General features: G+C 71.7%; 22 protein-coding genes. 2 read left to right on the forward strand and 20 right to left on the reverse strand.

The features are described 5' to 3' along the window. Positions 1 to 91 precede the first annotated feature (91 nt). The 14 genes from aroB to ABZ836_RS13930 form a co-directional block, all read right to left on the reverse strand. A complete protein-coding gene (gene aroB / locus ABZ836_RS13865; RefSeq protein WP_356134016.1) occupies positions 92 to 1,189 on the reverse strand; it encodes a 3-dehydroquinate synthase in 1,098 nt (365 codons plus the stop codon). Beyond that, a complete protein-coding gene (locus ABZ836_RS13870; RefSeq protein ID WP_356134014.1) occupies positions 1,186 to 1,704 on the reverse strand; it encodes a shikimate kinase in 519 nt (172 codons plus the stop codon). Before ABZ836_RS13870 ends, aroB begins: the two co-directional genes overlap by 4 nt. Continuing rightward, positions 1,701 to 2,885: a chorismate synthase gene (gene aroC / locus ABZ836_RS13875; protein ID WP_356134012.1), complete on the reverse strand. Its 1,185-nt coding sequence runs from the start codon at positions 2,883 to 2,885 to the stop codon at positions 1,701 to 1,703. Before aroC ends, ABZ836_RS13870 begins: the two co-directional genes overlap by 4 nt. A gap of 237 nt (positions 2,886 to 3,122) precedes the next feature. Continuing rightward, on the reverse strand, positions 3,123 to 3,950 hold the full coding sequence (locus ABZ836_RS13880; protein ID WP_361141968.1) for a shikimate dehydrogenase: 828 nt from the start codon (positions 3,948 to 3,950) through the stop codon (positions 3,123 to 3,125). Beyond that, positions 3,947 to 5,623 (reverse strand): endolytic transglycosylase MltG, encoded by a 1,677-nt coding sequence (mltG, locus tag ABZ836_RS13885; protein WP_361141970.1) that lies wholly within the window; start codon positions 5,621 to 5,623, stop codon positions 3,947 to 3,949. Before mltG ends, ABZ836_RS13880 begins: the two co-directional genes overlap by 4 nt. Positions 5,624 to 5,744: 121 nt before the next feature. Then, positions 5,745 to 6,209, reverse strand: a complete 465-nt coding sequence (gene ruvX / locus ABZ836_RS13890) for a Holliday junction resolvase RuvX (protein WP_356134006.1) — start codon at positions 6,207 to 6,209, stop codon at positions 5,745 to 5,747. Between the two features lie 10 nt (positions 6,210 to 6,219). Then, complete coding sequence (gene alaS / locus ABZ836_RS13895) at positions 6,220 to 8,892, reverse strand: alanine--tRNA ligase (RefSeq protein WP_361141972.1); 2,673 nt, start codon at positions 8,890 to 8,892, stop codon at positions 6,220 to 6,222. Further along, positions 8,892 to 9,251, reverse strand: coding sequence for a hypothetical protein (locus ABZ836_RS13900; RefSeq protein WP_356134002.1), 360 nt, complete (start codon positions 9,249 to 9,251; stop codon positions 8,892 to 8,894). Before ABZ836_RS13900 ends, alaS begins: the two co-directional genes overlap by 1 nt. 7 nt (positions 9,252 to 9,258) lie before the next feature. Beyond that, positions 9,259 to 9,705: a DUF948 domain-containing protein gene (locus tag ABZ836_RS13905; RefSeq protein WP_356134000.1), complete on the reverse strand. Its 447-nt coding sequence runs from the start codon at positions 9,703 to 9,705 to the stop codon at positions 9,259 to 9,261. 325 nt (positions 9,706 to 10,030) lie between these two features. Continuing rightward, positions 10,031 to 10,645: a 30S ribosomal protein S4 gene (rpsD, locus tag ABZ836_RS13910; protein ID WP_066996810.1), complete on the reverse strand. Its 615-nt coding sequence runs from the start codon at positions 10,643 to 10,645 to the stop codon at positions 10,031 to 10,033. 359 nt (positions 10,646 to 11,004) lie between these two features. Further along, positions 11,005 to 12,360, reverse strand: coding sequence for a replication-associated recombination protein A (locus ABZ836_RS13915; RefSeq protein ID WP_356133998.1), 1,356 nt, complete (start codon positions 12,358 to 12,360; stop codon positions 11,005 to 11,007). 43 nt (positions 12,361 to 12,403) lie between these two features. Then, positions 12,404 to 13,042: a vitamin K epoxide reductase family protein gene (locus ABZ836_RS13920; RefSeq protein ID WP_361141975.1), complete on the reverse strand. Its 639-nt coding sequence runs from the start codon at positions 13,040 to 13,042 to the stop codon at positions 12,404 to 12,406. Between the two features lie 216 nt (positions 13,043 to 13,258). Beyond that, entirely contained in the window at positions 13,259 to 14,521 is a 1,263-nt protein-coding gene (gene hisS, locus ABZ836_RS13925; RefSeq protein WP_356133994.1) for a histidine--tRNA ligase, read from the reverse strand. A gap of 13 nt (positions 14,522 to 14,534) precedes the next feature. Then, complete coding sequence (locus ABZ836_RS13930; protein ID WP_361141977.1) at positions 14,535 to 15,242, reverse strand: MBL fold metallo-hydrolase; 708 nt, start codon at positions 15,240 to 15,242, stop codon at positions 14,535 to 14,537. A gap of 179 nt (positions 15,243 to 15,421) precedes the next feature. Here ABZ836_RS13930 and ABZ836_RS13935 point away from each other — a divergent pair, with 179 nt between their 5' ends. Together ABZ836_RS13935 and ABZ836_RS13940 are read left to right on the forward strand one after the other, a co-directional pair. Next, entirely contained in the window at positions 15,422 to 16,240 is an 819-nt protein-coding gene (locus ABZ836_RS13935; protein ID WP_361141979.1) for a peptidylprolyl isomerase, read from the forward strand. Between the two features lie 146 nt (positions 16,241 to 16,386). Then, the gene (locus tag ABZ836_RS13940; RefSeq protein WP_361141981.1) at positions 16,387 to 17,616 is read left to right on the forward strand and encodes a DUF349 domain-containing protein; all 1,230 of its coding nucleotides are present in this window, start codon (positions 16,387 to 16,389) and stop codon (positions 17,614 to 17,616) included. Positions 17,617 to 17,734: 118 nt separating this feature from the next. Here ABZ836_RS13940 and ABZ836_RS13945 read toward each other — a convergent pair whose 3' ends face one another. From ABZ836_RS13945 to ruvB, 6 genes are all read right to left on the reverse strand, one after another. Then, positions 17,735 to 20,263: a bifunctional (p)ppGpp synthetase/guanosine-3',5'-bis(diphosphate) 3'-pyrophosphohydrolase gene (locus tag ABZ836_RS13945; protein WP_361141983.1), complete on the reverse strand. Its 2,529-nt coding sequence runs from the start codon at positions 20,261 to 20,263 to the stop codon at positions 17,735 to 17,737. A 240-nt stretch (positions 20,264 to 20,503) separates the two neighbouring features. Further along, the gene (locus ABZ836_RS13950; RefSeq protein WP_356133984.1) at positions 20,504 to 21,043 is read right to left on the reverse strand and encodes an adenine phosphoribosyltransferase; all 540 of its coding nucleotides are present in this window, start codon (positions 21,041 to 21,043) and stop codon (positions 20,504 to 20,506) included. Between the two features lie 4 nt (positions 21,044 to 21,047). Then, the gene (gene secF / locus ABZ836_RS13955; RefSeq protein WP_356133982.1) at positions 21,048 to 22,142 is read right to left on the reverse strand and encodes a protein translocase subunit SecF; all 1,095 of its coding nucleotides are present in this window, start codon (positions 22,140 to 22,142) and stop codon (positions 21,048 to 21,050) included. A 1-nt stretch (position 22,143) separates the two neighbouring features. Continuing rightward, positions 22,144 to 23,916 carry a protein translocase subunit SecD gene (gene secD, locus ABZ836_RS13960; protein WP_356133980.1) on the reverse strand — a complete coding sequence of 591 codons (1,773 nt, stop codon included), beginning with the start codon at positions 23,914 to 23,916 and terminating at the stop codon, positions 22,144 to 22,146. Between the two features lie 143 nt (positions 23,917 to 24,059). Next, a complete protein-coding gene (gene yajC, locus ABZ836_RS13965) occupies positions 24,060 to 24,494 on the reverse strand; it encodes a preprotein translocase subunit YajC (RefSeq protein ID WP_356133979.1) in 435 nt (144 codons plus the stop codon). Between the two features lie 179 nt (positions 24,495 to 24,673). Further along, complete coding sequence (gene ruvB / locus ABZ836_RS13970; RefSeq protein WP_356133978.1) at positions 24,674 to 25,780, reverse strand: Holliday junction branch migration DNA helicase RuvB; 1,107 nt, start codon at positions 25,778 to 25,780, stop codon at positions 24,674 to 24,676. Between the last annotated feature and the right edge of the window lie 5 nt (positions 25,781 to 25,785).

Consider the following 25,785-nt stretch of genomic DNA (forward strand, 5'->3'; position numbering starts at 1 on the left):
TCCGTCGTACCGGCCGTCGGAACGGTACCGCCCCGCGCCGTCTGGTGGGGAACGGGCGGGGCGGCGGGAAAGTGCCCTGGGGGCCGAGGGGTTACTCGGCGACCTCGCCGTAGGCGGCGAGCAGCACCGCCGGGTCCGGGCCCTCCAGCACGGTGGGACGGGCCAGGCCGTCGAGGACGATGAAGCGCAGCAGGTCGCCGCGGGACTTCTTGTCGACCTTCATGTTCTCCAGCAGCTTGGGCCACTGGTCGTAGCGGTAGGTCAGCGGCAGGCCGAGGGAGCGGAGGATCTCGGTGTGCCGGTCGGCGGTGGCGTCGTCGAGCCGTCCGGCGACCCGGCCCAGCTCGGCGGCGAACCGCATGCCGACGGCGACGGCCGCGCCGTGCCGCCACTTGTAGCGCTCGTTCTTCTCGATGGCGTGCGCCAGCGTGTGGCCGTAGTTGAGGATCTCCCGCAGGCCCGACTCCTTGAGGTCGGAGGAGACCACCTCGGCCTTGACCCGGATGGCGCGCTCGATCAGCTCCGCGGTGTGCGGGCCCTCGGGGGTCCGGGCGGCCTCGGGGTCGCCCTCGATCAGGTCGAGGATGACCGGGTCGGCGATGAAGCCGGCCTTGACGACCTCGGCGAGGCCGGAGACGTAGTCGTGCACCGGCAGCGAGTCCAGCGCGGCCAGGTCGCACAGGACGCCGGCCGGCGGGTGGAAGGCGCCGACCAGGTTCTTGCCCTCGGCGGTGTTGATGCCCGTCTTGCCGCCGACGGCCGCGTCCACCATGGCGAGCACGGTGGTGGGGACGGCGATCCAGCGCACCCCGCGCAGCCAGGTGGCGGCGACGAACCCGGCCAGGTCGGTGGTGGCGCCGCCGCCGACGCCGACGATCACGTCGGTGCGGGTGAAGCCGGTCTGGCCCAGTGCCTTCCAGCAGTAGGCGGCGACCTCGGCGGTCTTGGCCTCCTCCGCGTTGGGCACCTGGATGGCGACGGCCTCGAAGCCCTGCTCGGCCAGGTCGGCGCGGAGCGCGTCCCCGGTCTCGGCGAGCGCCTCGGGGTGGATCACGGCGACCCGCTTGGCCTTGTCGCCCACCAGGGCGCCGAGCTCGCCGAGCAGCTGCCGCCCGACCAGGACCTCGTACGGGTCGGTTCCGGCGGTGCCGGCGACCTGGATCCGGGTCACGGCTTCACGGGTGCTCATGCTTCGTTCTTCTCCAGTGCGTCGAGGACCGCCTCGGCGACCTCTTCGGGGGTGCGCCCGTCGGTGGGGACCACCGCGCGGGCGACCTCGGTGTACAGGTGGCGCCGGGCCTCCATCAGCTCCCGCCACTGCTTGCGCGGGTTGACGGCGAGCAGCGGGCGGGCCTGGTTGAGGCCGGTGCGCCGGGCGGCCTCCTCGACGTCCATCGAGAGGTAGACGACCCGGTGGCCGGCCAGCAGCGCGCGGGTGTCGGCGTCGAGGATCGCCCCGCCGCCGAGGGCGAGGACGCCGTCGTGCCCGGCGAGCGCGGCGTGCACGGCCGCCTTCTCCAGGGCACGGAACCGCTCCTCCCCGTCGTCGACGAAGATGTCGGCGATGGCGCGGCCCTCGGCGGCGACGATGTCGTCGTCGGTGTCGCGGTAGGCGACGCCCAGGCGCTCGGCGAGCAGCGCGCCCACGGTGGACTTGCCGACGCCCATCGGGCCGACCAGGACCAGGCGAGGTCCGGCGTTCATCGGACGGTCAGGGTGTCGAGGTACGACCGCACGTTGCGACGGGTCTCGGGGACGCTGTCGCCGCCGAACTTCTCGGCCACCGCGTCGGCCAGGACCAGGGCGACCATGGCCTCGGCGACGATGCCGGCCGCGGGGACCGCGCAGACGTCGGAGCGCTGGTGGTGGGCCTGGGCGGGCTCGCCGGTGGTGACGTCGATCGTGCGCAGGGCGCGCGGGACGGTGGCGATGGGCTTCATCGCGGCCCGCACCCGCAGCAGCTCGCCGGTGGTGAGGCCGCCCTCGGTGCCGCCGGCGCGGCCGGAGGCGCGGCGGATGCCGTCCTCGGTGGGGACGATCTCGTCGTGCGCCTTCGAGCCGGGCACGCGGGCCAGGTCGAAGCCGTCGCCGACCTCGACGCCCTTGATGGCCTGGATGCCCATCAGCGCGGCGGCCAGGCGGGCGTCCAGGCGGCGGTCCCAGTGGACGTGCGAGCCGAGGCCGACGGGCACGCCGTAGGCCAGCACCTCGACGACGCCGCCGAGGGTGTCGCCGTCCTTGTGGGCCTGGTCGATCTCGGCGACCATCCGCTTCGACGCGTCGGCGTCCAGGCAGCGGACCGGGTCGGCGTCCAGCTTCTCGGTGTCCGCGGGCGTCGGGTACACGCCGTACGGGGCCTTGGCGGCGGCCAGTTCGACGACGTGGGAGACGATCTCGATGCCGGCCGTCTCCTTGAGGTAGGAGCGGGCGACGGCGCCGAGCGCGACGCGGGCCGCGGTCTCGCGGGCGGAGGCGCGCTCGAGGATCGGGCGGGCCTCGTCGAAGCCGTACTTCTGCATGCCGGCGAGGTCGGCGTGGCCGGGACGGGGCCGGGTCAGCGGCGCGTTGCGGGCGAGCCCGGCGAGGATCTCCGGGTCGACCGGGTCGGCGGCCATGACCTGCTCCCACTTGGGCCACTCGGTGTTGCCGACCATGATCGCGATCGGGGAGCCGAGGCTGAGGCCGTGGCGCACGCCGCCGAGGAAGGTGACCTCGTCGCGCTCGAACTTCATCCGGGCGCCGCGGCCGTAGCCGAGGCGGCGGCGGGCGAGGTGGTCGGCCACCATCTCGGTGGTGACCGGCACGCCGGCCGGAAGTCCTTCCAGCGTCGCGACGAGTGCGGGTCCGTGGGACTCCCCCGCGGTCAGCCAGCGCAACCTGCTCAACGGTGCTCCTCCTGCTCGCGCCAGTGGTACGGCGACGGCGCGCCCAGGTCCTGGCCAGGCCCGCCTTGCCCCTGATCCTCCCATGCCCGGGGAGGCGCACGGCCCACCGGTCCACCGGTCGGACAGCCGTCCCACGCCCCGGACGTCCGGGAGCGCGGGGCGGGGTGGGAACGCGGGGCGGGGCGGGAACGCGGCGTGACGGAGGTCACCGGCACACCAGCCGCTCGGCTCCGGGGTTCAGCGGGCGGAGAGTGCCCGCTCCCCCGCGTCCCGCATGGCCTTCAGCGGCGCCGGGACCCGTCCGGTCATCTGCTCGACCTGGAGCACCGCCTGGTGCACCAGCAGGTCGAGGCCGCCGAGCAGCACACCCCCGGCCGCGGACCAGCGGTGCGCCAGCGGGGTCGGCCAGGGCTCGTAGAGCACGTCGAACAGCGCGCCGGGCCGCTCCGGCACCGCCCCGGCCAGGGCGTCGGTGGCGCCGGCGGGGGTGGTGGCGATCACCAGCGGCGCCCGCAGGGCCTCGGCGGCGTCCTCCCAGGCGGCGATCCGGACGTCGGCCTCGAGGCGGGCGCCCCACTCCCGCATCTCGGCGGCGCGCGCCTCGCTGCGAACGTACACCGTGATCCCGCCCGGGCAGATCCGGGTCAGCGCGGCCAGCGCGGACGACGCGGTGGCGCCGGCCCCGAGGACCGCCGCCGACTCCACCTTCTCGATGCCCCGCTCGCGGAGGGCGGCGACCATGCCGGGGACGTCGGTGTTGTCCCCGACGCGGCGGCCGTCCTCCGTGAACACCACCGTGTTGACGGCCTCGACGGAGGCGGCGGTCTCGCTGACCGCGTCGAGCAGCGGGACGACCGCCCGCTTCAGCGGCATGGTCAGCGAGAGCCCTGCCCACTCCGGACCGAGCCCCTCGACGAAGCCGGGCAGGGCCTTCTCGTCGATCTCGAACCGGTCGTACGTCCAGCCGTCCAGGCCGAGCCCGGCGTAGGCGGCCCGGTGCAGCGCCGGGGAGAGGGAGTGGGCGATCGGCGAGCCGAGCACGGCGGCGCGGTGCCGCCGCGTCACTGCTCCTCCCGCAGCTGCTTCTGGAACTGCTGGACCAGCTTCTCGTGCTCGGCGTAGGTCTTGCTGAACTTGCTGGTCTTGCCGTCGAGCGAGATGAAGTAGTACCAGCCCTGGTCGGTGGGGGCCATGGCGCCGGTGATGGCGTCCTCGCCCGGGTTGCCGATCGGGCCGGGCGGCAGACCGCGGTGGTAGTGCGTGTTGTAGGGGTTGTCGATGCCCCGGAGATCCTGCGCGGAGATGTCCAGCTCGTGCTGGTTCTTGAAGTAGTTGTAGCTGGAGTCGAACTCGAGCTTGCCGTAGGTCTCGGTGTTGTCCGGCGACAGCCGGTTGTAGATGACCTCGGCCATCTGCTTGAAGTCGTCGTGGCTGATGCCCTCGGCCTGCACCAGGCTGGCGACCGTGACCAGCTCGAGCGGGCTGTCGAGCCCGAACTCCTTGTACTGGGTGTCGACCTCGTGCTTCTGGTAGATCTCGGTGGACCGCTTCACCATGTCCTTGAGGAGGTCCTCGGGCTTGGTGTCGTCCGCGGCCGGGTAGGTCGCCGGGAAGAGGAAGCCCTCCAGGGGGTCCTTTATGTCGTCGCTGTCGGCGGCCCATTCGGGCAGGCCCAGCGTGTCGGACTTCTCCTCGGCGATCTTCTTGGTGGTGCCGGCGTCCAGCTTGAGCTTCTTGTCGATGGCCTTGTAGATGTCGGCGTTCCGCATGCCCTCGGTGACGACGAGGCCCTTGGCGCCGCTCTTGCTCGGGTCGAGGAGCCACTCCACCGCGGTCTCCGCGGACATCTCCTCCTCGAGCTGGTACGCGCCCGCCTGCAGGTCGCCCCCGCTGTCGGTGAGCGCCGCGACGAAGCCGTCGACGCTCTTGACGATGCCCTTCTCCTTGAGGATCCGGCCGACCTCCGCGCCGGTGGACCCGGGCGGGATGGTGATCGAGACGGCCGTGCCGTTGCCGTCGCCCGAGAAGTCCGGGGCCGCGGCGAAACGTTCCTGATAGAGGTAGTAGCCTCCGCCGACCACCACCGCGCCGACCACCAGCAGGCCGATCAGGCAGCCCCCGCGGCCCTTGCGGCCCTCGTCGCGGTCGCCGCCGCGGCCTCTGCGGCCCTCGTCCCGGCCCCGGCGGTCCGACCGGCCGCCGCGCGCGCGCCGACCGGGGCGGTCGTCGTGGTCGTCGTCCTCGTCGTCGTCCGCGCCGGTGAAGAACGGGTGCCGCTCCTCCTCCGGCTCGGCGTCCCAGTCGGGGCGGTCCTGGCCGCCGCCCGGCCGGCCGTCGCCCTGCTGCCGGTAGCCCTGCTCCTGGTGACCCTGCTCCTGGTAGCCCTGCTCCTGGTAGCCCTGCTGCGTCCCGTAGCCGTCGTCGTACGGCTGCTGGTGCTGCTGGTGGGGGTGCTGCTGGTGCTGCTGCGCGTAGGGATCGTGGCCCGCGCCGTACGGCGGCTGCTGTCCGGTGCCCCAGTCACCGCCGTACTGCTGCTGGTGCTGCTGAGGCTGCTGCCCGTAGTGCTGCTGGTCCTGTCCGCCGTACGGGTCCTGCTCCGGATACTGCTGCGGCTGGCCGCCGTACGGGAACTGCTGCTGCCCCTGAGGGTGCTGCCCTCCCCATCCGTCGTCCCCGTAGTACGGGTCACCGGGATGCCACGGTTCGGAGCCTTGGCCCCGGCCATACTCAGTCATCGATCCCCTAGAGCCGCGAGGCGGTGTCTTTCCGGCACCGGTCGGCTCGGAGCCGCGCCGCCTCTCGTTGTGCGACGGCATTCGAACGCGCCGCATCGCGCGGAACGTTACCGTACCGCGATCAGCGGGCCACCTCGACTGCTTCCCCTGGAGCAGCCCCGGACACCCGTTCGGACTCCAGTGCCTGCTGCAGGATGATCACCGCCGCGGCCTGATCGATCACGGAGCGTCCCTTCCTGGACTTCACGCCCGAGGCGCGCAGTCCCTGGCTCGCCGTGACCGTGGTCATCCGCTCGTCGACCAGCCGCACCGGCACCGGCGCGATCCGTGCCGCCAGCTCCTGGGTGAAGCCGCGCACCTTGGCGGCCGCTGGGCCTTCCCCGCCCTTGAGGGAGCGGGGAAGGCCGACGACGACCTCGATGGGCTCGTACTCCTCGACGAGCTGCGTGAGCCGCCGGTGGGCCGCCGGGACGTCGCGTCCCGGCACCGTCTCGACCGGTGTGGCGAGGATCCCGTCGGGGTCGCACGAGGCGACCCCGATCCGGGCGTCCCCGACGTCGACGGCCAGCCGGCGTCCTCTGCGCATGTCGCCCACCTCACTTGGCCGTGTCGGCCACGAGGCGCTCGACGGCGTCCACGGCCTCGCCGATGGCGGCCGGGTTCTGACCGCCGCCCTGGGCGACGTCCGGCTTGCCGCCACCGCCGCCGCCGAGGGTCTTGGCGGCCACGCGGACCAGGTCGCCGGCCTTGAGGCCGCGGTCGCGGGCGGCGTCGTTGGTGGCGATGACCGTGAGCGGCTTGCCGTTGACCGTGGTGAACAGGGCCACCACGGCGGCCCGGCCGCCCTGGATGCGGCCGCGCACGTCGAGGACCAGCTTGCGCAGGTCGTCGGCGGTCGTGCCGTCCGGCACCTGGCCGGTGACCAGGGCCACGCCGCGGACGTCCTTCGCGGACTCGGCGAGACCGGCGGCGGCCTGCAGCACCTTCTCGGCGCGGAACTTCTCGATCTCCTTCTCGGCGTCCTTCAGCTTGCCGAGCATGGCGGCGACCTTCTCCGGCAGCTCCTCCGAGCGGCCCTTGAGGAGCTCGGTGAGCTGGTTCACCACCGTGTGCTCGCGGGCCAGGAAGTTGTAGGCGTCGACGCCGACCAGGGCCTCGATGCGGCGCACGCCGGAGCCGATGGACGACTCGCCCAGCAGCTTCACCAGGCCGAGCTGGGCGGTGGAGTGGACGTGCGTGCCGCCGCACAGCTCCTTGGAGAAGTCGCCGATGGTGACCACGCGGACCCGTTCGCCGTACTTCTCGCCGAACTCGGCGATGGCGCCCTGCTTCTTGGCCTCGTCGATGCTCATCACGTCGGCGCGCACGTCGAGGTCGCGGGAGAGCACCTCGTTGATCTTCTGCTCGACGTCGGTCATCACGGCCGTCGGGACGGCGGACGGGGAGCCGAAGTCGAAGCGGAAGCGGCCCGGCTGGTTCTCCGAGCCGGCCTGGGCGGCCGTCGGGCCGAGCGCGTCGCGCAGGGCCTGGTGGGTGAGGTGGGTGGCCGAGTGGGCGCGGGCGATGGCCGTGCGGCGACGGTGGTCGATGGAGGCCTCGGCCTTGGAGCCCACGGTCACCTCGCCCACCATGACGACGCCCTTGTGGACGTAGACCCCGGGGACCGGCTTCTGGCAGTCGCGGATCTCGATCACGGCACCGGAGTCGGCCTTGATCCGGCCGGTGTCGCCGATCTGGCCGCCGCCCTCGGCGTAGAAGGGGGTGCGGTCCAGGACGACCTCGACCTCGTCGCCCTCGCGGGCGGCCGGGGAGGAGACGCCGTCGACCAGGATGCCGACGACCGTGGACTCGCCCTGGGTGTGGGTGTAGCCGATGAACTCGGTCTCGCCGGCGGTGTCGGCGATCTCGCGGTAGGCGCCGAGCGAGGCGTGGCCGGTCTTCTTGGCCTGGGCGTCGGCCTTGGCGCGCTCCCGCTGCTCCTTCATCAGGCGGCGGAAGCCGTCCTCGTCCACGGAGAGGCCCTGCTCGGCGGCCATCTCGAGGGTGAGGTCGATGGGGAAGCCCCAGGTGTCGTGGAGCAGGAACGCCTTGTCGCCGGCGAGGACCTTGCCGCCGGCGGCCTTGGTCTCGGTGACGGCGGTGTCGAGGATGTTGGTGCCGGCCTTCAGCGTCTTGAGGAAGGCGTTCTCCTCGGCGAGGGCGACCTTCTCGATCCGCTCGCGGTCGGTGACCAGCTCGGGGTACTGCTGTCCCATCATGCCGATGACGACGTCGATGAGGTCCTTGACGACCGGGCCGGTGGCGCCGAGCAGGCGCATGTTGCGGATGGCGCGGCGCATGATGCGGCGCAGCACGTAGCCGCGGCCCTCGTTGCCGGGGGTGACGCCGTCGCCGATGAGCATCACCGACGTGCGCATGTGGTCGGTGACGACGCGCAGCGAGACGTCGGACTGGGCGGCGTCGCCGTAGCGGACACCGGTCAGCTCGGTGGCCTTCTCGATGACGGCCATCGAGGTGTCGATCTCGTACATGTTCTGCACGCCCTGCAGGATCATCGCGAGGCGTTCGAGGCCGAGACCGGTGTCGATGTTCTTGCTGGGCAGGTCGCCGAGGATCTCGAAGTCGTCCTTGCCGGTGCCCTCGCCCCGCTCGTACTGCATGAAGACGAGGTTCCAGATCTCCACGTACCGCTCGTCGTTGACGGCCGGGCCGCCCTCGACGCCGAACTCGGGGCCGCGGTCGTAGTTGATCTCGGAGCACGGGCCGCAGGGGCCGGGGACGCCCATGGACCAGAAGTTGTCCTTCTTGCCCAGGCGCTGGATGCGCTCGGCGGGCACGCCGACGACGTCGCGCCAGATCTGCTCGGCCTCGTCGTCGTCCTGGTAGACGGTGATCCAGAGCTTCTCGGGCTCCAGGCCGTAACCGCCCTTGTCCTGGGGGCTGGTGAGCAGCTCCCAGGCGAGCTTGATGGCGCCTTCCTTGAAGTAGTCGCCGAAGGAGAAGTTGCCGCACATCTGGAAGAAGGTGCCGTGGCGGGTGGTCTTGCCGACCTCCTCGATGTCCGGCGTGCGCACGCACTTCTGCACGCTGGTGGCGCGCGGGTACGGCGGCTTGACCTCACCCAGGAAGTAGGGCTTGAACGGCACCATGCCGGCCGGGACGAGGAGCAGAGTCGGGTCGTCCGCGATGAGCGACGCCGAAGGGACGACGGTGTGCCCGCGCTCCTCGAAGAAGCTCAGCCAGCGGCGGCGGATCTCGGCCGACTCCATCAGTGGTCCTCATTCCGGTTGTACGAGTACGTCGGGGCGTACTTCTCGTTGCTGCGGTGGTCTACGGCGGCGATGTGCCGCCCGGTGGTCCGCCCCGGCTCCAGGGCGGCGGCGCGGGGTCCGGCGTCGACGGGCGCGTTCAGGCCGAGCGCCTCGCCGAGTTCGGCCTCGCGCCGGGCCATGTTGTCGCGCACGTCGAGCGCGAAGTCCTTCAGCCGGTGGCCCGCCTCGACGGCCTTGTTCGCCGCCTGCGCGGCGAGGCTCTCGGGGGTGAGCTGTTTCAGCTTGCGGTTGACCTTGGTGGTGGCCCACACGCCGGCGGCTGCGCCGGCGGAGAACCAGAAGGCTCGACGGAACATCGGTGGTTCAGTCCCTCTTCCGCTTCGTCCGGCTGGCCCGGCCCTCGGCCGGGAGGGTTCGGCCCACGATCACGGTGCGCCGGGGTTCGCGCGGCGCCCCGGCCGCGGCGTCGCTGCGGCTCAGCGCGCGGCGCACGCCGTAACCGAAGGCCGCGACCTTGACCAGGGGGCCGCCGAAGGTGGAGGCGACGGTCGTCGACAGCGCGTTGGCGTTCGACGTGACCTCCTGGACGTCCGATGCGATGGCGTCGACCCGGTCGATCTGGGTCTGCGCGGAGCGCACGGCCTGGGAGGCGTCGGAGAGCAGCGGGACGGCCTGCTCGGTCACGTCCGCCACCAGTCTGGTCGTCGCCCTGAGCGTCTGGGCCAGTCTCGCCAGGGCTACGGCGAGGAAGGACACCAGGATGGCCCAGAAGACGGCCACCAGGATTCCGGCCACCTCTCCACCGGACACTGCGCACCCGCTCCCTGACATCGGAAAAGTCGTGCCCCGAGCCTATCGCGCCGGGGCGCGCGCCCTGTACCGGTTTCCGCCGCGCGGCGACGCGGCCCGCCCGGCCCGGGGAACGGCGACGGCCCGCCCCCGTGCACGGAAGAACCGGCACGGCGGCGGGCCGAGTTGAGCAGCGCGCGTCGCGGCAAGCGAGCCGAAGGGGCGCGTCGGTGTCGGGACGTCCGTCGCGCGGAGGCCCCGACGAAGGAGGGACCGAGCACGTCGGATGTCCCGACACCGACTCCGGCGCCCCGGAGGCGAGCGCAGCTCGCCAATCCAAAAGGGATCAGCGGGCGTAGTACTCGACGACGAGCTGCTCGTCGCAGATCACCGGGATCTCCTTGCGGTTCGGCTCGCGGTCCAGGCGGAACGCCAGGGCCTTGAGGTTCACCTGCAGGTAGCGCGGGGTCTCACCGTCGGGGGCGAAGCCACCCTCGCGGGCGATCTGGAAGAGCGTCTTGTCCTTGGAGCGGTCGCGGACCTGCACGACGTCGTCCGGACGGACGCGGAAGGACGGCTTGTCGACCTTCTGGCCGTTGACCTGGATGTGGCCGTGGACGACCATCTGGCGGGCCTGGTAGATCGTGCGGGCGATGCCCGAACGCAGGACCAGCGCGTCGAGGCGGCGCTCGAGCTCGATGATCAGGGCCTCACCGGTCTTGCCCTGCACCTTGGAGGCACGCTCGTAGGCGCGGACGAGCTGGCGCTCGGACACGTCGTACTGCGCGCGCAGACGCTGCTTCTCGAGCAGACGGACCTTGTAGTCCGAGTTCTGCTTGCGGCCGCGACCGTGCTCACCCGGCGGGTAGGGACGGGCCTCGAAGTACTTGACGGCCTTCGGGGTCAGCGCGATGCCGAGGGCACGCGACTTCTTGACCTTGGGGCGGGACTGGTTCGCCATGAACCAAACACCTCATATTTCTGTGTGAATACGGCTCACCAGGGTTAGGGGAGGTCGCATCCGCAGCCCGGGAAACCCGTCCGGTTCCGAGGAACCCGGCGGGCAGCCGCTCCCAGGTCTGGGCACATACGTGCAGCACGCGAGTAGCCCACCGACCGGTGACCCCGGGCGCGTGGACCGGAGGCGGTGGTGGGCTGCCCGCGACACCTTCGACGGTGCGCGACGCTCCTGGATCCCCGAGGCCTCGCGGCTCGGGGTTCCGGCTGGATGTCCCGCCTGGTGCGGTCCGCCGGAGCGGACTACGGGACGCAGCACTTCGGGCAATGGTACAGCCCGCGCCGGGCCGCGAGGACCGCGGGTCAGGACCGGCGACGACCGAGGTTCTTCCGGGTCCACTCCACCGCGTCGGCGTACCGGGCCTCGGCACCGTGCCGGGTGGGGGTGTAGTACTCGCGGTCCTTGATCGCGTCCGGCGCGTACTGCTGGGCGGCGATGCCCTCGGGCAGGTCGTGCGGGTAGACGTACCCCTGGGCGTGCCCCAGCTTGGCGGCGCCCTTGTAGTGCCCGTCGCGCAGGTGCGCCGGGACCGGGCCGGCCAGCCCCTTGCGGACGTCCTCCAGCGCGGCGCCGATGGCCGTGGTCGCGGCGTTGGACTTGGGGGCGAGGGCCAGCGCGATGGTGGCGTGGCTCAGCGTGAGCGCGGCCTCCGGGAAGCCGATCATGGCGACGGCCTGCGCCGCGGCCACGGCCGTGGAGAGCGCGTTCGGGTCGGCGAGGCCGATGTCCTCGCTGGCGGAGATCATCAGCCGCCGCGCGATGAAGCGGGGGTCCTCCCCCGCGTCGATCATGCGGGCCAGGTAGTGCAGGGCGGCGTCCACGTCGGAGCCCCTGATCGACTTGATCAGCGCGCTGGCCACGTCGTAGTGCTGGTCGCCGTCCTTGTCGTAGCGCACGGCGGCGCGGGCGACGGAGTCCTCCAGCGTCTCCAGCGTGATCGCGGTCTCACCCTTGGCCAGGGCCGAGCCGGCGCCCGCCTCCAGGGCCGTCAGCGCGCGGCGGGCGTCACCGCCGGCGACCCGCAGCAGGTGCTCCTCGGCGTCCTCGGGCAGTTCCACCGAGCCGCCGAGCCCTCGCTCGTCCGTCACCGCGCGGTGCAGCAGGCCGCGCAGGTCCTCGTCGGTCAGCGGTTCCAGGGTCAGCAGCAGCGAGCGCGAGAGCAGCGGGGAGATCACCGAGAAGTACGGGTTCTCGGTGGTGGCGGCGATCAGGGTGACCCAGCGGTTCTCCACCGCCGGGAGCAGGGAGTCCTGCTGGGCCTTGCTGAAGCGGTGGATCTCGTCGAGGAAGAGGACGGTCTCCTTGCCGAAGCCGCCGGTGGCACGGCGGGCGCCGTCGATGACGGCCCGGACCTCCTTGACGCCGGCGGTGATCGCGGAGAGCTCCACGAACCGCTTGTCGGTGGCCTTGGAGATGACGTACGCGAGGGTCGTCTTGCCCGTCCCCGGAGGCCCCCAGAGGATCACCGAGGAAGGTCCGGCGGGGCCGGAGGCGCCTTCGCCGACCAGGCGGCGCAGCGGGGAGCCGGGCTTGAGCAGGTGACCCTGGCCCACGACCTCGTCGAGGGTACGGGGGCGCATCCGCACCGCCAGCGGACTGGCGGCCGGGTCCTTCTCCTGGCGTTCTTCGGCTGCGGCGGTGAACAGGTCGGGCTCCACACCGAAACCCTAAGCCACGGCGCCGACAACCGGCCGGGGCCGGTCAGGCCCAGAGGTTGGCGCCCCAGCGGGTGAAGATCAGGATGGCGACGATGCCCAGGTGCAGCACCGGGAGCGCCCAGGTGAACTCGGCGAAGAAGTTCCGCAGCCCCTTGGGCGCGGGCAGGAAGCCGTTGCGGACGTTGAACGAGGTCACGTACCAGAACATCAGGATGGTGACGGTCCAGGCGAGCATGCACCACAGGCAGAGGCGGTTGATCTCGTACAGGGACTGGACCATCAGCCAGGTGCAGAATCCCACGCCGAAGAGCGTGCCGGCGTTGAAGGTGAGCCAGTACCAGCGGGGGAACCGGGCGCCCGCGATCACGCTCATGCCCACGCAGACGACGATGCCGTAGGTGACCAGGCCCAGCAGCGGGTTCGGGAAGCCGAAGACCGATGCCTGGTCGCTCTGCATGATGCTCACGCAGGAGAAGATCGGGTTCAGGCTGCAGGCCGGCTTGTAGGACGGGTCCTCGAGCAGGTGGAACTTGTCCATCGTGATGATGCCCGAGGCGAACACACCGAGCAGGCCGGTGATCACCAGCAGCACGCCGAAGGCCCGGCTGCCGCCCGCCCGGCGCGGACCGTCGTCCCCGGTCCGGGGTGCCGGCACGTCGTGCACTGTCGTCATGCTGCTCATCACACCGATTCCCTGGCATCGAAGGGGCTGGGCACGGCCATTGTGCCGCACTCTGACACGTCCGCCGTTCGATGGACGTAAAAGGGTCCCCACGGCTGCCCCGAAGGGCCCTCCGGCGGGGAACGCCCGTTCCCCGGGCGCGCACGCGTACGGGTGGGAGCGCGAAGGGCGCCCGCCTCCTCGCGGAGGGGGCGCCCCTGACCCGGGCGGCGGACGTCAGCCGAGGCGGGACTCGAGTTCCGCGACGATCTCGCCGACGCCGATGGCCGTCTGCTCGCCGGACTCCATGTCCTTGAGCTGGACGACGCCCTCGGCGAGGTCCCGCTCACCGGCCACCAGGGTGAACCGGGCGCCGGAGCGGTTGGCGGCCTTCATGGCCGCCTTGAGCCCCTTGTTCCCGTACCCGAAGTCCGCGGCGATGCCCACCTTGCGCAGCTCGGTGACCTTGGCGAACAGCAGCCGCCGTGCCTCCTCGCCCAGCGGGACGGCGAAGACGCTGGTGGTGGCGGGCAGGTCCAGCTCGACGCCCTCCGCCTCCAGGGCCAGCACCGTGCGGTCGACGCCGAGCGCCCAGCCCACGGAGGGCAGCGCCGGGCCGCCGATCATCTCGGACAGGCCGTCGTACCGGCCGCCGCCGCCCACCGCGGACTGCGAGCCGAGGCCGTCGTGGACGAACTCGAAGGTGGTGCGGGTGTAGTAGTCCAGGCCGCGGACCAGCTTCGGGTCGTCCTCGAAGGAGACGCCCGCCGCGGTGATCAGCTCGCGGACCTCTTCGTGGTAGGCCTTGCACGCCTCGCAGAGGTGGTCCTGGAGCAGCGGCGCGCCGACGAGCTGCTGCTGCACGTCGGCCCGCTTGTCGTCGAGGACGCGCAGCGGGTTGATCTCGGCCCGGCGCAGCGTCTCCTCATCGAGGTCCAGGCCGCGCAGGAAGTCCTGGAGGGCGGCCCGGTAGGCGGGGCGGCACTCCTTGTCGCCGAGGCTGTTGAGCAGGATGCGGAAGTTCCGCAGGCCCAGCGAGCGGTAGGCCTGGTCGGCCAGGATGATCAGCTCGGCGTCCAGCGCCGGGTCCTCGGCGCCGATCGCCTCGGCGCCCACCTGCGAGAAGTGGCGGTAACGGCCCTTCTGCGGGCGCTCGTAGCGGTAGTAGGAGCCCGAGTACCAGAGCTTGACGGGCAGGTTGCCGGCCTTGTGGAGGTTGGCCTCCAGCGCGGCGCGGAGCACGGAGGCGGTGCCCTCGGGGCGCAGGGCGAGCCGGTCGCCGCCCTTGGTCTCGAAGGCGTACATCTCCTTGGTGACGATGTCGGTGGACTCGCCGACGCCGCGGGCGAACAGCTCGACGTTCTCGAAGCCGGGGGTCTCGATGTAGCCGTAGCCGGAGTTGCGCAGCGGGGCGGCGATCGCCTCGCGCACCGCCAGGTAGCGGGCGGAGCTCGGCGGGATCAGGTCGTACGTGCCCTTGGGGGCCTTGAAAGTGCTCACGGGTGTTCTCTCGTCACATTCCTCGTCGGGGGGCCTGGAAGCCCTCCGGGCCGGCGGCCACCTGCCGCAGATAGGGGTTGGTGGCGCGCTCCTGGCCGATGGTCGTCTGGGGGCCGTGGCCGGACAGGACGACGGTGGAGTCGTCCAGCGGCAGGCAGACCCGGGCCAGCGACGCGAGCATGTCGTCCATGTCGCCGCCCGGCAGGTCGGTCCGTCCGACGGAGCCGGCGAACAGCAGATCCCCGGAGAAGAAGACGGACGGCACGTCCGCGTTCTCGGGCATCCGGAAGGTCACCGACCCCTTGGTATGGCCGGGAGCGTGCGCCACGGAGAACTCGAGGCCGGCGAGCTCCAGCCGCGAGCCGTCGGTGAGCTCCCGGACGTCGTCGGGCTCGCCCACGGCCAGCTCACCCATGAGCGGCATGCCGATGGACCGGCCGAGCGCCTTCTCGGGGTCGCTCATCATGTACCGGTCCGACGGGTGGATCCAGGCGGGCACGTCGTGCGCGCCGCACACCGGGACCACCGAGGCGACGTGGTCGATGTGTCCATGGGTGAGGACGACCGCGACGGGCTTGAGCCGATGCTTCCTGAGCGTCTCCTCGACTCCCGCGGCGGCCTGGTGGCCGGGGTCGATGATCACGCATTCCTCGCCTGCGCCGGGGGCGACGAGATAACAGTTCGTCCCCCAGGCACCGGCCGGGAACCCGGCAATGAGCACGATCGTCCCTCATATGTCGATACGGGCGGGCGGCGTTCCGGCCACCCTGGCGTCAGCAGCCTACCGGCGCTGCCGAATCATCGGCGAACCCATATACGGTACGGGGCACACGCACGCGGTCGGCTCAGGAGGCCCAAGCGGCCCGGTCGACGCACGATTCGCACGAGGAGTGAGACCCGGTGGTCACCCAGGAACAGCGGCGGCGTCAGCTCGCCCGGGAGAAGTTCTTGCGCCAGCAGCAGCGGCGCACCGACGCCCGCCGCAAGGCGCGCATGCGGAACGCGGTGATCGCGTCGGTCCTCGGCGTGGTCCTGGTCGGCAGCCTCGCGCTGTACACCACGGGGACGCTGCGGGGCGACGACGACAGCGTGGCCAAGAGCGCGGAGGCGTCCCCGAGCGCCGAGCCGGCCAAGAAGGCCCCGGACCCGTGCGAGAAGCCGGCCGCGGGGAAGATCGAGAAGATGACGTTCGACAAGGAGCCGGCGCTCAAGATCGACACGTCCGCGCAGTACACGATGACGCTGGACACCACCTGCGGGGAGATGTCGGTCGAGCTGGACGCCAAGGGCGCGCCGCACACCGTGAACTCCTTCGAGTTCCTGGCGGGCAAGGGCTACTTCGACCACACCAGGTGCCACCGCCTGACCACCCAGGGCATCTACGTGCTCCAGTGCGGCGACCCGACGGCCCAGGGCTCCGGCGGTCCCGGCTACGAGATCAAGGACGAGAACCTCAAGTCCGACGCCCTGAAGAAGGACGTCTACCCGACGGGCACGGTCGCGATGGCCAACGCCGGTCCGAACACCAACGGCAGCCAGTTCTTCCTGGTCTACCAGGACAGCCCGCTGCCGCCGAACTACACGCCGTTCGGCAAGCTGGACAAGAAGGGACTGGCGGTCCTGGAGAAGATCGCCAAGGCCGGCGAGAGCACCGGCATGGGGGACGGCGCCCCCAACGCGACGGTGGTCATCAACAAGGCGACCGTCACCAAGTCCTGAGCCGTGGACGCCTTCCCGCGGGCCGATATTCGGTCGCGCGGGATGCGGACAGGCCACCCGCCGGTCGCCTATGTTGACCGGTGACGAAACTGTGGAGGATGCCCGGGGCCACGAAACCCCCCGCGGCATCATGTGGAGGAGGCGCTGTGAGCAGCGACCCGTGGGGCCGCGTCGACGAGACGGGGACCGTGTACGTGCGTACGGCCGACGGCGAGAAGGTCGTCGGTTCCTGGCAGGCCGGCTCCCCCGACGAGGCGTTGGCCTACTTCGAGCGCAAGTACGAGGGCCTGGTTGTCGAGATCGGCCTCCTCGAGCGGAGGGTGCGGACCACCGACCTCGCCGCCAAGGACGCCCTGGCCGCTGTCGAGCACCTGCGTGAGCAGGTCGACGCCCATCACGCGGTGGGCGACCTGGACGCGCTGCGCAAGCGTCTGGACAAGCTCGTGGAGACGGTCGATTCCCGTCGCGAGGAGCGCAAGGCGCAGCGGGCGAAGCAGTCGGAGGAGGCCCGTCAGGCCAAGGAGGCGCTGGTCGCCGAGGCCGAGGAGCTGGCCCGGTCCGAGCAGTGGCGGTCGGCCGGCGAGCGGCTGCGCGCGCTGGTGGACACCTGGAAGGGGCTGCCGCGGCTGGACCGCAAGTCCGACGACGAGCTGTGGCACCGCTTCTCGCACGCCCGCAGCGCGTTCTCCAAGCGCCGCAAGGCGCACTTCGCGCAGCTCGACCAGCAGCGCGAGGACGCCCGCAAGGTCAAGGAGCGGCTGGTCGCCGAGGCGGAGTCGCTCTCCGGCTCGACGGACTGGGGTCCGACGGCCGCCCGTTACCGCGAGCTGATGAGCGAGTGGAAGGCGGCGGGCCGCGCCCAGCGCGAGCACGAGGACGAGCTGTGGAACCGCTTCCGCGGCGCCCAGGACGTCTTCTTCGCCGCCCGCAGCTCGGTCTTCGCCGAGCGGGACGCGGAGCAGGCGGAGAACCTGAAGCTGAAGGAGGAGCTGGCCGGGGAGGCCGAGAAGCTCCTGCCCGTCACCGACCTCAAGGCCGCGCGCGCCGCCTTCCGTGCGATCAACGAGCGGTGGGAGGCCGTCGGTCACGTTCCGCGGGACGCCCGGCCGAAGGTCGAGGGCCGGATGCACGCGGTGGAGCGGGCGATCCAGGAGGCCGAGGAGGCCGAGTGGAAGCGCACCAACCCGGAGGCGCGGGCGCGGGCGGCCGGTCTGACCGGTCAGCTGCAGGCCGCGGTGGACAAGCTCGAGCGCCAGATCGAGCAGGCCCGCGCGCAGGGCAACACCGCGCGGGCGGAGAAGCTCGAGCGTGAGCTGGCGGGCCGTCAGGCCCTGCTGGACCAGGCCCTCAAGGGTCTCCAGGAGTTCGGCGGCTGACGCCCCTCCCGCACCGACGCCCCCGGCCGCCTCTGCGGCCGGGGGCGTCGTTCGTGTGCGGGCGCGGGGGTGCGGGCCGCGCGGTCGGCGGATCCGCGCGGTCAGCGGATCCGCGCGGTCAGCGGGTCTGCCGGGCGGAGGTCACCCGGTAGACGTCGTAGACGCCCTCCACGCCGCGGACGGCCTTCAGGACGTGTCCCAGGTGCTTGGGGTCGCCCATCTCGAAGGTGAACCGCGAGGTCGCCACCCGGTCGCGGGAGGTCTGCACCGCCGCCGACAGGATGTTGACGTGCTGGTCCGACAGGACCCGGGTGACGTCGGAGAGCAGCCGGGACCGGTCCAGCGCCTCGACCTGGATGGCGACCAGGAACACCGAGGACTGGGTGGGCGCCCACTCGACCTCGAGCATCCGCTCGGGTTCCCGGGAGAGCGAGTCCACGTTGACGCAGTCGGTCCGGTGCACGGAGACGCCGCTGCCCCGGGTGACGAAGCCGATGATCGGGTCCCCCGGCACCGGGGTGCAGCAGCGGGCCAGCTTGACCCACACGTCGTCGACGCCCTTGACGACCACGCCCGGGTCGGCGCTGGAGCGGCGCTTGCGGGTGCGCGCCGGCGGCACGCTCTCGTCGATCTCCTCGCTGGCGGCCTCCTCGCCGCCGAGCGCCTGGACCAGCTTCTGCACGACGTTCTGCGCGGCCACGTGGCCCTCGCCGATCGCGGCGTACAGGGAGGAGATGTCCGGGTAGCGCATCTCGTGGGCGATGGTGACCAGGGAGTCGCCGGTGAGGATCCGCTGGATCGGCAGGTTCTGCTTGCGCATGGCCCGCGCGATGGCGTCCTTGCCCTGCTCGATGGCCTCGTCCCGGCGCTCCTTCGAGAACCAGGCGCGGATCTTGTTGCGGGCCCGGGGCGACTTGACGAAGCCGAGCCAGTCGCGGGAGGGGCCCGCGTTGTCGGCCTTGGAGGTGAAGACCTCGACGGTGTCGCCGTTGTCCAGGGTGGACTCCAGCGGCACCAGGCGGCCGTTGACCCGGGCGCCTATGGTGCGGTGGCCGACCTCGGTGTGGACCGCGTAGGCGAAGTCCACCGGCGTGGCCCCGGCGGGCAGCGCTATGACGTCGCCCTTGGGGGTGAAGACGAAGACCTCGTTGCGCGACAGGTCGAAGCGCAGGGAGTCCAGGAACTCGCCGGGGTCCTCGGTCTCCTTCTGCCAGTCGAGGAGCTGGCGCAGCCACGCCATGTCGTTGACCGCGTCCTTGTCCTTGCCGGAGCCGGAGGAGCGCGGGGAGTCGGTGCGGACCTTGGAGGCGCCGGCCACGGCCTCCTGCTTGTACTTCCAGTGCGCGGCGATGCCGTACTCGGCGCGGCGGTGCATGTCGAAGGTGCGGATCTGCAGCTCGACCGGCTTGCCGCCGGGGCCGATGACCGTCGTGTGCAGCGACTGGTACATGTTGAACTTGGGCATCGCGATGTAGTCCTTGAACCGGCCGGGGACCGGGTTCCATCGCGCGTGCACCGTGCCGAGGGCCGCGTAGCAGTCGCGGACGGTGTCCACGAGGACGCGGATGCCCACCAGGTCGTAGATCTCCGCGAAGTCTCGGCCGCGGACGATCATCTTCTGGTAGACGCTGTAGTAGTGCTTGGGGCGGCCGGTGACGGTCGCCTTGATGCGGGCGGCGCGCAGGTCGGCCTGGACCTCGTCGATGACCGTGGCGAGGTACTCGTCGCGCTTGGGCGCGCGCTCGGCGACCAGGCGGACGATCTCGTCGTACATCTTGGGGTAGAGGATCGCGAAGGCGAGGTCCTCCAGCTCCCACTTGATGGTGTTCATGCCCAGCCGGTGGGCCAGCGGGGCGTAGATCTCCAGGGTCTCGCGGGCCTTCTTCTCCTGCTTCTCCCGCTTGAGGTAGCGCATGGTGCGCATGTTGTGCAGGCGGTCCGCCAGCTTGATCACCAGGACCCGCGGGTCCTTGGCCATGGCGACGACCATCTTGCGCACGGTCTCGGCCTGCGCGGCCTCGCCGAACTTGACCTTGTCCAGCTTGGTCACGCCGTCGACCAGCAGGGCCACCGTGTCCCCGAAGTCCTGGCGGAGCTGCTCGAGGCCGTACTCGGTGTCCTCGACGGTGTCGTGGAGCAGGCCGGCCATCAGCGTCGCCGGGTCCATGCCGAGCTCGGCGAGGATGGTGGTGACCGCGAGCGGGTGGGTGATGTACGGGTCGCCGCTCTTGCGCTTCTGCCCGCGGTGCCAGCGTTCGGCGACCTGGTAGGCCTTCTCGATCTGGCGGAGCGTGGCGGTCTCGATCTTGGGGTCGTTGCCGCGCACTATCCGCAGCAGGGGCTCCAGGACGGGGTTGTACGCGCTGGAGCGCTGCACGCCGAGGCGGGCGAGGCGGGCCCGGACACGGCTGGAGGAGCCGGAGCGGGGGGCCACGCCCGTGCCGCTGGCGCCGGCGGGGCCGGTGGTGCGGGACGAGGGCCTCGGGCGGGCCTCCTCGGCGGGAGCGGCGGCCCGGTCCTGCGCGCGCTCCCGGACCGCGGGCTCCTCGCGGATGTCCTGGGCGTCCGTGTCCGGCGCGGGGCTCGCCGCGTCGCCCCTCGCCCGCTCGGGCTGGGCGGCGGTCAGTGACTGGGCCTCGTCTGGCAAGAGGACTCCTCGGGCGCGTTCCGGGTCACCCGGTCGGGCCCCGGAGATCCCATGGTAGCGAGCGTTCCCCGTCCGACGCCCGTCAGCCTGACGAGGGGCCCGTTTTCCGGGGCCGGGACCGAGGCGGAGAGCGGACCGGAGATCGAAGCGGGGACCGAGGCGGAGGCGGAGGCGGCGGGCGGAGACGGCATCGGGCCCGGCGGGGATCCGCCGGGCCCGGCACGGTGGGGCGAGGAAGGGTCAGACGACCAGCAGGGCCGCCAGGGGCGCGCCGGCGAGGGCGGGCTCCAGGCGGGCGCGTCCGCCGAGGAAGCCGAGCTCCATCAGCACGGCGAGGCCCGCGACCTCGGCGCCCGCCCGGCGGACGAGCTGGAGGGACGCCTCCGCCGTGCCGCCGGTGGCGAGGACGTCGTCGACGACCAGGATCCGGTCCTCGGCGGACAGGTCCTCCGCGTGCACCTCGATCTCGGCCGATCCGTACTCCAGGTCGTAGGCCTGGCTCAGCGTGGCCCCCGGCAGCTTGCCGGCCTTGCGGACGGGGACGAACCCGATCCCGGCCCGCACTGCCGCGGGCGCGCCCAGGATGAAGCCGCGGGCCTCCAGGCCCACGATCTTCGTCGCCCCGGTGTGCACCGCGATGTCGGCGAGCGCGTCGGTGAGCGCCGCGAACGCCGCCGGGTCGGCCAGCAGCGGCGTGATGTCCTTGAACTTCACGCCGGGCTCGGGGTAGTCCGCGACCTCGCGGATGCGGCTGAGCAGCAGCTCCTGGATGTCCGTCACGGCGTCACCGCCTCCTTCCGGAGGCCCGGCCGCTGCGACCGGTGCGCGGGCCCACCACGGCGGGCCCGGTCTCCTGCGCGTCCGCGTCCGTCTCGGCGGCGTCCCCGTCGGCCACGGCCGTGGCGCCCTCACCGGCCTGCGCGCGCTTGGCGAGCACCCGCTTGCGCAGGGCCTTCATCTCCGGCTCGCGCTCCTTGAGGTCGGCGACGAGCGGGGTGGCGATGAAGATCGACGAGTAGGCGCCGGCCGCGAGGCCCACGAAGATCGACAGGGAGATGTCGTTCAGCATGCCGGCGCCCAGGACGCCACCGCCGATGAACAGCAGGCCCGCCACCGGCAGCAGCGCCACCACGGTGGTGTTGATGGACCGGACGAGCGTGCCGTTGATGGAGCGGTTGGCGACGTCCCGGTAGGTCCAGCGGGTCTGCTTGGTGATCCCCTGCGTGCCCTCCTTGAGGCTGTCGAAGACGACGACCGTGTCGTAGAGGGAGTAACCGAGGATGGTCAGCAGACCGATCACCGTGCCCGGCGTGACCTCGAAGCCCACCAGGGCGTAGATGCCGACGGTGATGGTGATGTCGTGGATCAGGGCCACCAGGGCGGCCACCGCCATGCGCCATTCGAAGGCGATGGCCAGGTAGATCACGACCAGGACCATGAAGATCGCCAGGCCCTGCCAGGCCTTGTCGGCGATCTGCTCGCCCCAGCTGGGGCCGACCAGCTCGGCGTTGATCTGCTCGGGGTCGACGTCGAGCCGCTCGGCGAGTTCGGCCTTGATGACGTCGGACTTGTCGGTGTCGATGCCGGCGACCTGGACGCGCATGCCGCCGGTGCCGAGGCCCTGGACGATGGCGTCCTGGCCGGACGCCTCCTCCGCGATCTCCTCGGTCTGGGTGACCGAGAGGCTGGTCTTCGGGGTGGTGAAGACGGCGCCGCCCTGGAACTCGATGCCCATGTGGAGACCCTTGAAGGTCAGGCCGAGGATGGCGACGACCGTGATCGCGATCGAGACGCCGTACCAGACGAAGCGCTTGCCGACGAAGTCGTAGCCGACCTCGCCGCGGTGGAGCCGGGCGCCGAGGTTGCCGAGTTTCGACATCTCAGGCCTCCTTCGGTTCGACGAGGGCGGAGGAACGACGGGTGCGGCGCAGCGGCGGCTGCACACCCAGACGCTTCGGGTCCAGGCCGGACCACGGGTGGCCGCTGGAGAAGAACTTGGTGCGGGCCAGCAGCGTCATCAGCGGCTTGGTGAAGAAGAACACCACGACCACGTCGAGCAGGGTGGTCAGACCGAGGGTGAACGCGAAGCCCTGCACCTTGCCGACGGTCACCACGAAGAGGACGGCGGCGGCGAGGAACGACACGAAGTCGGAGACCAGGACCGTGCGCCGCGCACGCGGCCAGGCCCGCTCGACGGCGGGACGCAGCGTGCGTCCGTCACGGATCTCGTCGCGGATGCGTTCGAAGTACACGATGAACGAGTCCGCCGTGATGCCGATGGCGACGATGGCGCCGCAGACGGCCGGCAGGTTCAGCGCGAAGCCGATGGCCGGGCCGAGCAGCGACATGATCGTGTAGGTCAGCACCGCGGAGACGCCCAGCGACAGGAGCGCGACGAAGCCGAGACCGCGGTAGTAGGTCAGCAGGTAGATCACGACCAGCGCGAGGCCGATGGCGCCGGCGATCAGGCCGCCCTCGAGCTGCTCGCTGCCGAGCGCCGGGGTGACCGTGGTGACGCTGTCCTCCTCGAAGGAGAGCGGCAGGGCGCCGTAGGACAGCATGTTGGCCAGCGACTGCGCCTCCTCCTGCCCGAAGCTGCCGGAGATCTCGGCGTTGCCGCCGGTCAGCGCCTGGCTCACGTACGGGTCGGAGATGACCTCGTTGTCGAGGACGATGGCGAACTGGTTCTGCGGGCTGGGCTGGGTGGCCAGCTTGCCGGTGATGTCGGCGAACTTGTCGGCGCCCTTGTCCGTGAACTCCATGGTGACGGTCCAGCCGGCACCGGTCTGCGTGTTGTAGACCGCCTGGGCGTCGTCGACGTCGGTGCCGTCGACCGCGGCGGGGCCGAGCACGTACTTCTGCCACTGGCCCTGGGCGTTCTGGCCGCAGGCGACCATGGAGTCGGAGGGCTTGCTGCCCTCGCCGGCCTCGGAGCGCTGCTTGGCGTCGGTGCAGTCGAGCGTGGCGTACTGGGCCTGGACCTTGTCGTCCACGGGCGTGGTGGCCGCGGGGGCGGGGGTCTCGGCCGGGGCCTCGGAGGCGCCGGAGGCGTCCGGCGAGGGGGAGGCGGTGGCGGCCTTGAGGCCCTCGGTCAGCGCACGGCCCTGCGGCGAGGCGTCCGCGGACGGGTCCGAGGCGGCGGGCGCGGAGGGCGAGTCGCTCGCCTTCCCGCTGGGCTTCCCGGAGGGCTCTGCCGACGGGGAGGCCCCGTCGGTGGCGCCCGGCGTCGGGACGGGCTGGGCCCCGGAGACCTCGGTCTGCAGCACGGGGCGGAAGTACAGCTTGGCGGTGGTGCCGACCTGGTCCCGGGCCTGCTGCGAGTTCGTGCCCTTGGGGATGTTGACGATGATGTTGCGGTCGCCCTGGGTCTGGACCTCGGCCTCGGAGACGCCCAGGCCGTTGACCCGGCGCTCCATGATGTCGACCGCCGTGGCCATGTTCGTCGGGTTGATCGCCGATTCCTGGCCCTGCTCGGCCACCGCGCGAAGCGTGATGCTGGTGCCGCCGGCCAGGTCGATGCCGAGACGCGGGGTGGTGTGACCGGAGGCGAACATGCCGCCGGTGAGCGCCACCATGGCGATCAGGATCAGGGCGAGGGCGCGTCCCGGCTTGCTCGGCGCGTTCGCGCTGCGGCCCTTCTTAGGTGCTGCCACCTTCTCGTACTCCCTCTCGGGCCGCCGCGCGCCCCTGAGGGGCCGGCGGGCGGCCATGACAAGTTCGGACCCCGTACGGAACGCGGGCGTTCCCCCCCGGGGTGCGCGGGGCGCGACCAGTCACCCCCCACGCAGGAGCGTGCCTACTTGGCGTCGGACTCGCCGTCGGTCTTCTTCGGCTCGTCCTCCGCCTTCTTGCCGAGGTCGACGGGCTTGTCGCCGGCGTCGGTGTCGGCGTCCGCCTCGGTGAGGGAGGAGGCGTCGTCGGGAACGACGTCGTCCTTCAGGTCGGCCTCGATGCCGTGCACGATCCGGTTGTACTCGTCGTCGGGGAGCACCGCGGCGATGGCGTTCTTCGCGAAGAGCAGTTCGACGCCCGGGCCGGCGTCGAGCAGCACGGTCTCGTCGCTGACCTCCTTGACCGTGGCGTACATGCCCCCGATCGTCCGGATGCCGGTGCCGGGCTGCATCTGATTCCGCATCTCGGCCGCCTGCTGCTGCTTCTTCTTGGCCGAGCGGGTCATCAGGAACATGGCCCCGATAAGAATGATGAACGGGAAAAGGGTCAAGATATCCACGGGACGGAGATTTCCTTCGCACGACCGCGATGGTGAGCGGCCTGTTGACGGGGGCTTGGTGAGCGCCGCCCCACAGGGGCGGCATCGGCGGAGTCTAAGCGAGCCCGCGCAGATGGAACAACGCCCAGCATGTCACCGGGGTTCCTTCCGTAGCGAGCTTTACCTGCCGTCACACGTCGTCACGCCCCGAACAGGTCGCCTTGTCCCGCTTGGCTGGCCCGCCCCGCGCCGGGCGCGGAGGCCTGCGGCGGAGTCAGCCCGAGGTGGGCCCACGCGGCGGGCGTGGCGATCCGGCCCCGGGGCGTGCGGGCGAGCAGTCCTTCGCGGACCAGGAACGGCTCGGCCACCTCCTCGACCGTCTCGCGCTCCTCCCCCACCGCCACGGCCAGCGTGGACAGGCCCACCGGGCCGCCGCCGAACAGCTTGAGCAGCGCCTCCAGCACCCCCCGGTCCAGCCGGTCCAGTCCGCGGGAGTCGACCTCGTAAACCTGGAGCGCCGCGGATGCCACCTCACGGGTGATCACGCCGTCCGCCTTGACCTGGGCGTAGTCGCGGACCCGGCGGAGCAGCCGGTTGGCGATGCGGGGCGTGCCGCGGGAGCGTCCGGCGATCTCGGCGGCGCCCTCGGCGTCGATCTCCACGTCGAGCAGCCGGGCCGAGCGGTGGATGACCCGCTCCAGCTCGTGGGGGGAGTAGAACTCCATGTGGGCGGTGAAGCCGAAGCGGTCCCGCAGCGGCGGGGGCAGCAGACCGGCCCGGGTGGTGGCGCCGACCAGGGTGAACGGGGGCAGCTCGAGCGGGATGGCCGTGGCGCCGGGCCCCTTGCCGACGACCACGTCGACCCGGAAGTCCTCCATCGCCATGTACAGCATCTCCTCGGCGGGCCGCGACATGCGGTGGATCTCGTCGAGGAAGAGGACCTCGCCCTCCTGGAGGGAGGAGAGGATCGCGGCGAGGTCGCCGGCGTGCTGGATGGCGGGACCGCTGGTGATGCGGATGGGGGCGCCCATCTCGGCGGCGATGATCATCGAGAGGGTGGTCTTGCCCAGGCCGGGCGCGCCGGAGAGCAGGACGTGGTCGGCGGTGGCGCCGCGGGCGCGGGCGGCCCGCAGCACCAGGTCGAGCTGTTCGCGGACCTTCTCCTGGCCGATGAACTCGTCCAGGTCCTTGGGGCGCAGCGCGGCCTCGACGGCCTGGTCGTCGCCGTCCGCGGACGCGCCGACCAGCCGCTCGGAGGCGGGGCCGGTGGCGCCGGCCGTGTCGTCGGGCGTGTCGTCCCAGTTCACCGCGG

The sequence above is a fragment of the Streptomyces sp. NPDC047130 genome, assembly GCF_040643475.1.
GTDB lineage: Bacteria > Actinomycetota > Actinomycetes > Streptomycetales > Streptomycetaceae > Streptomyces.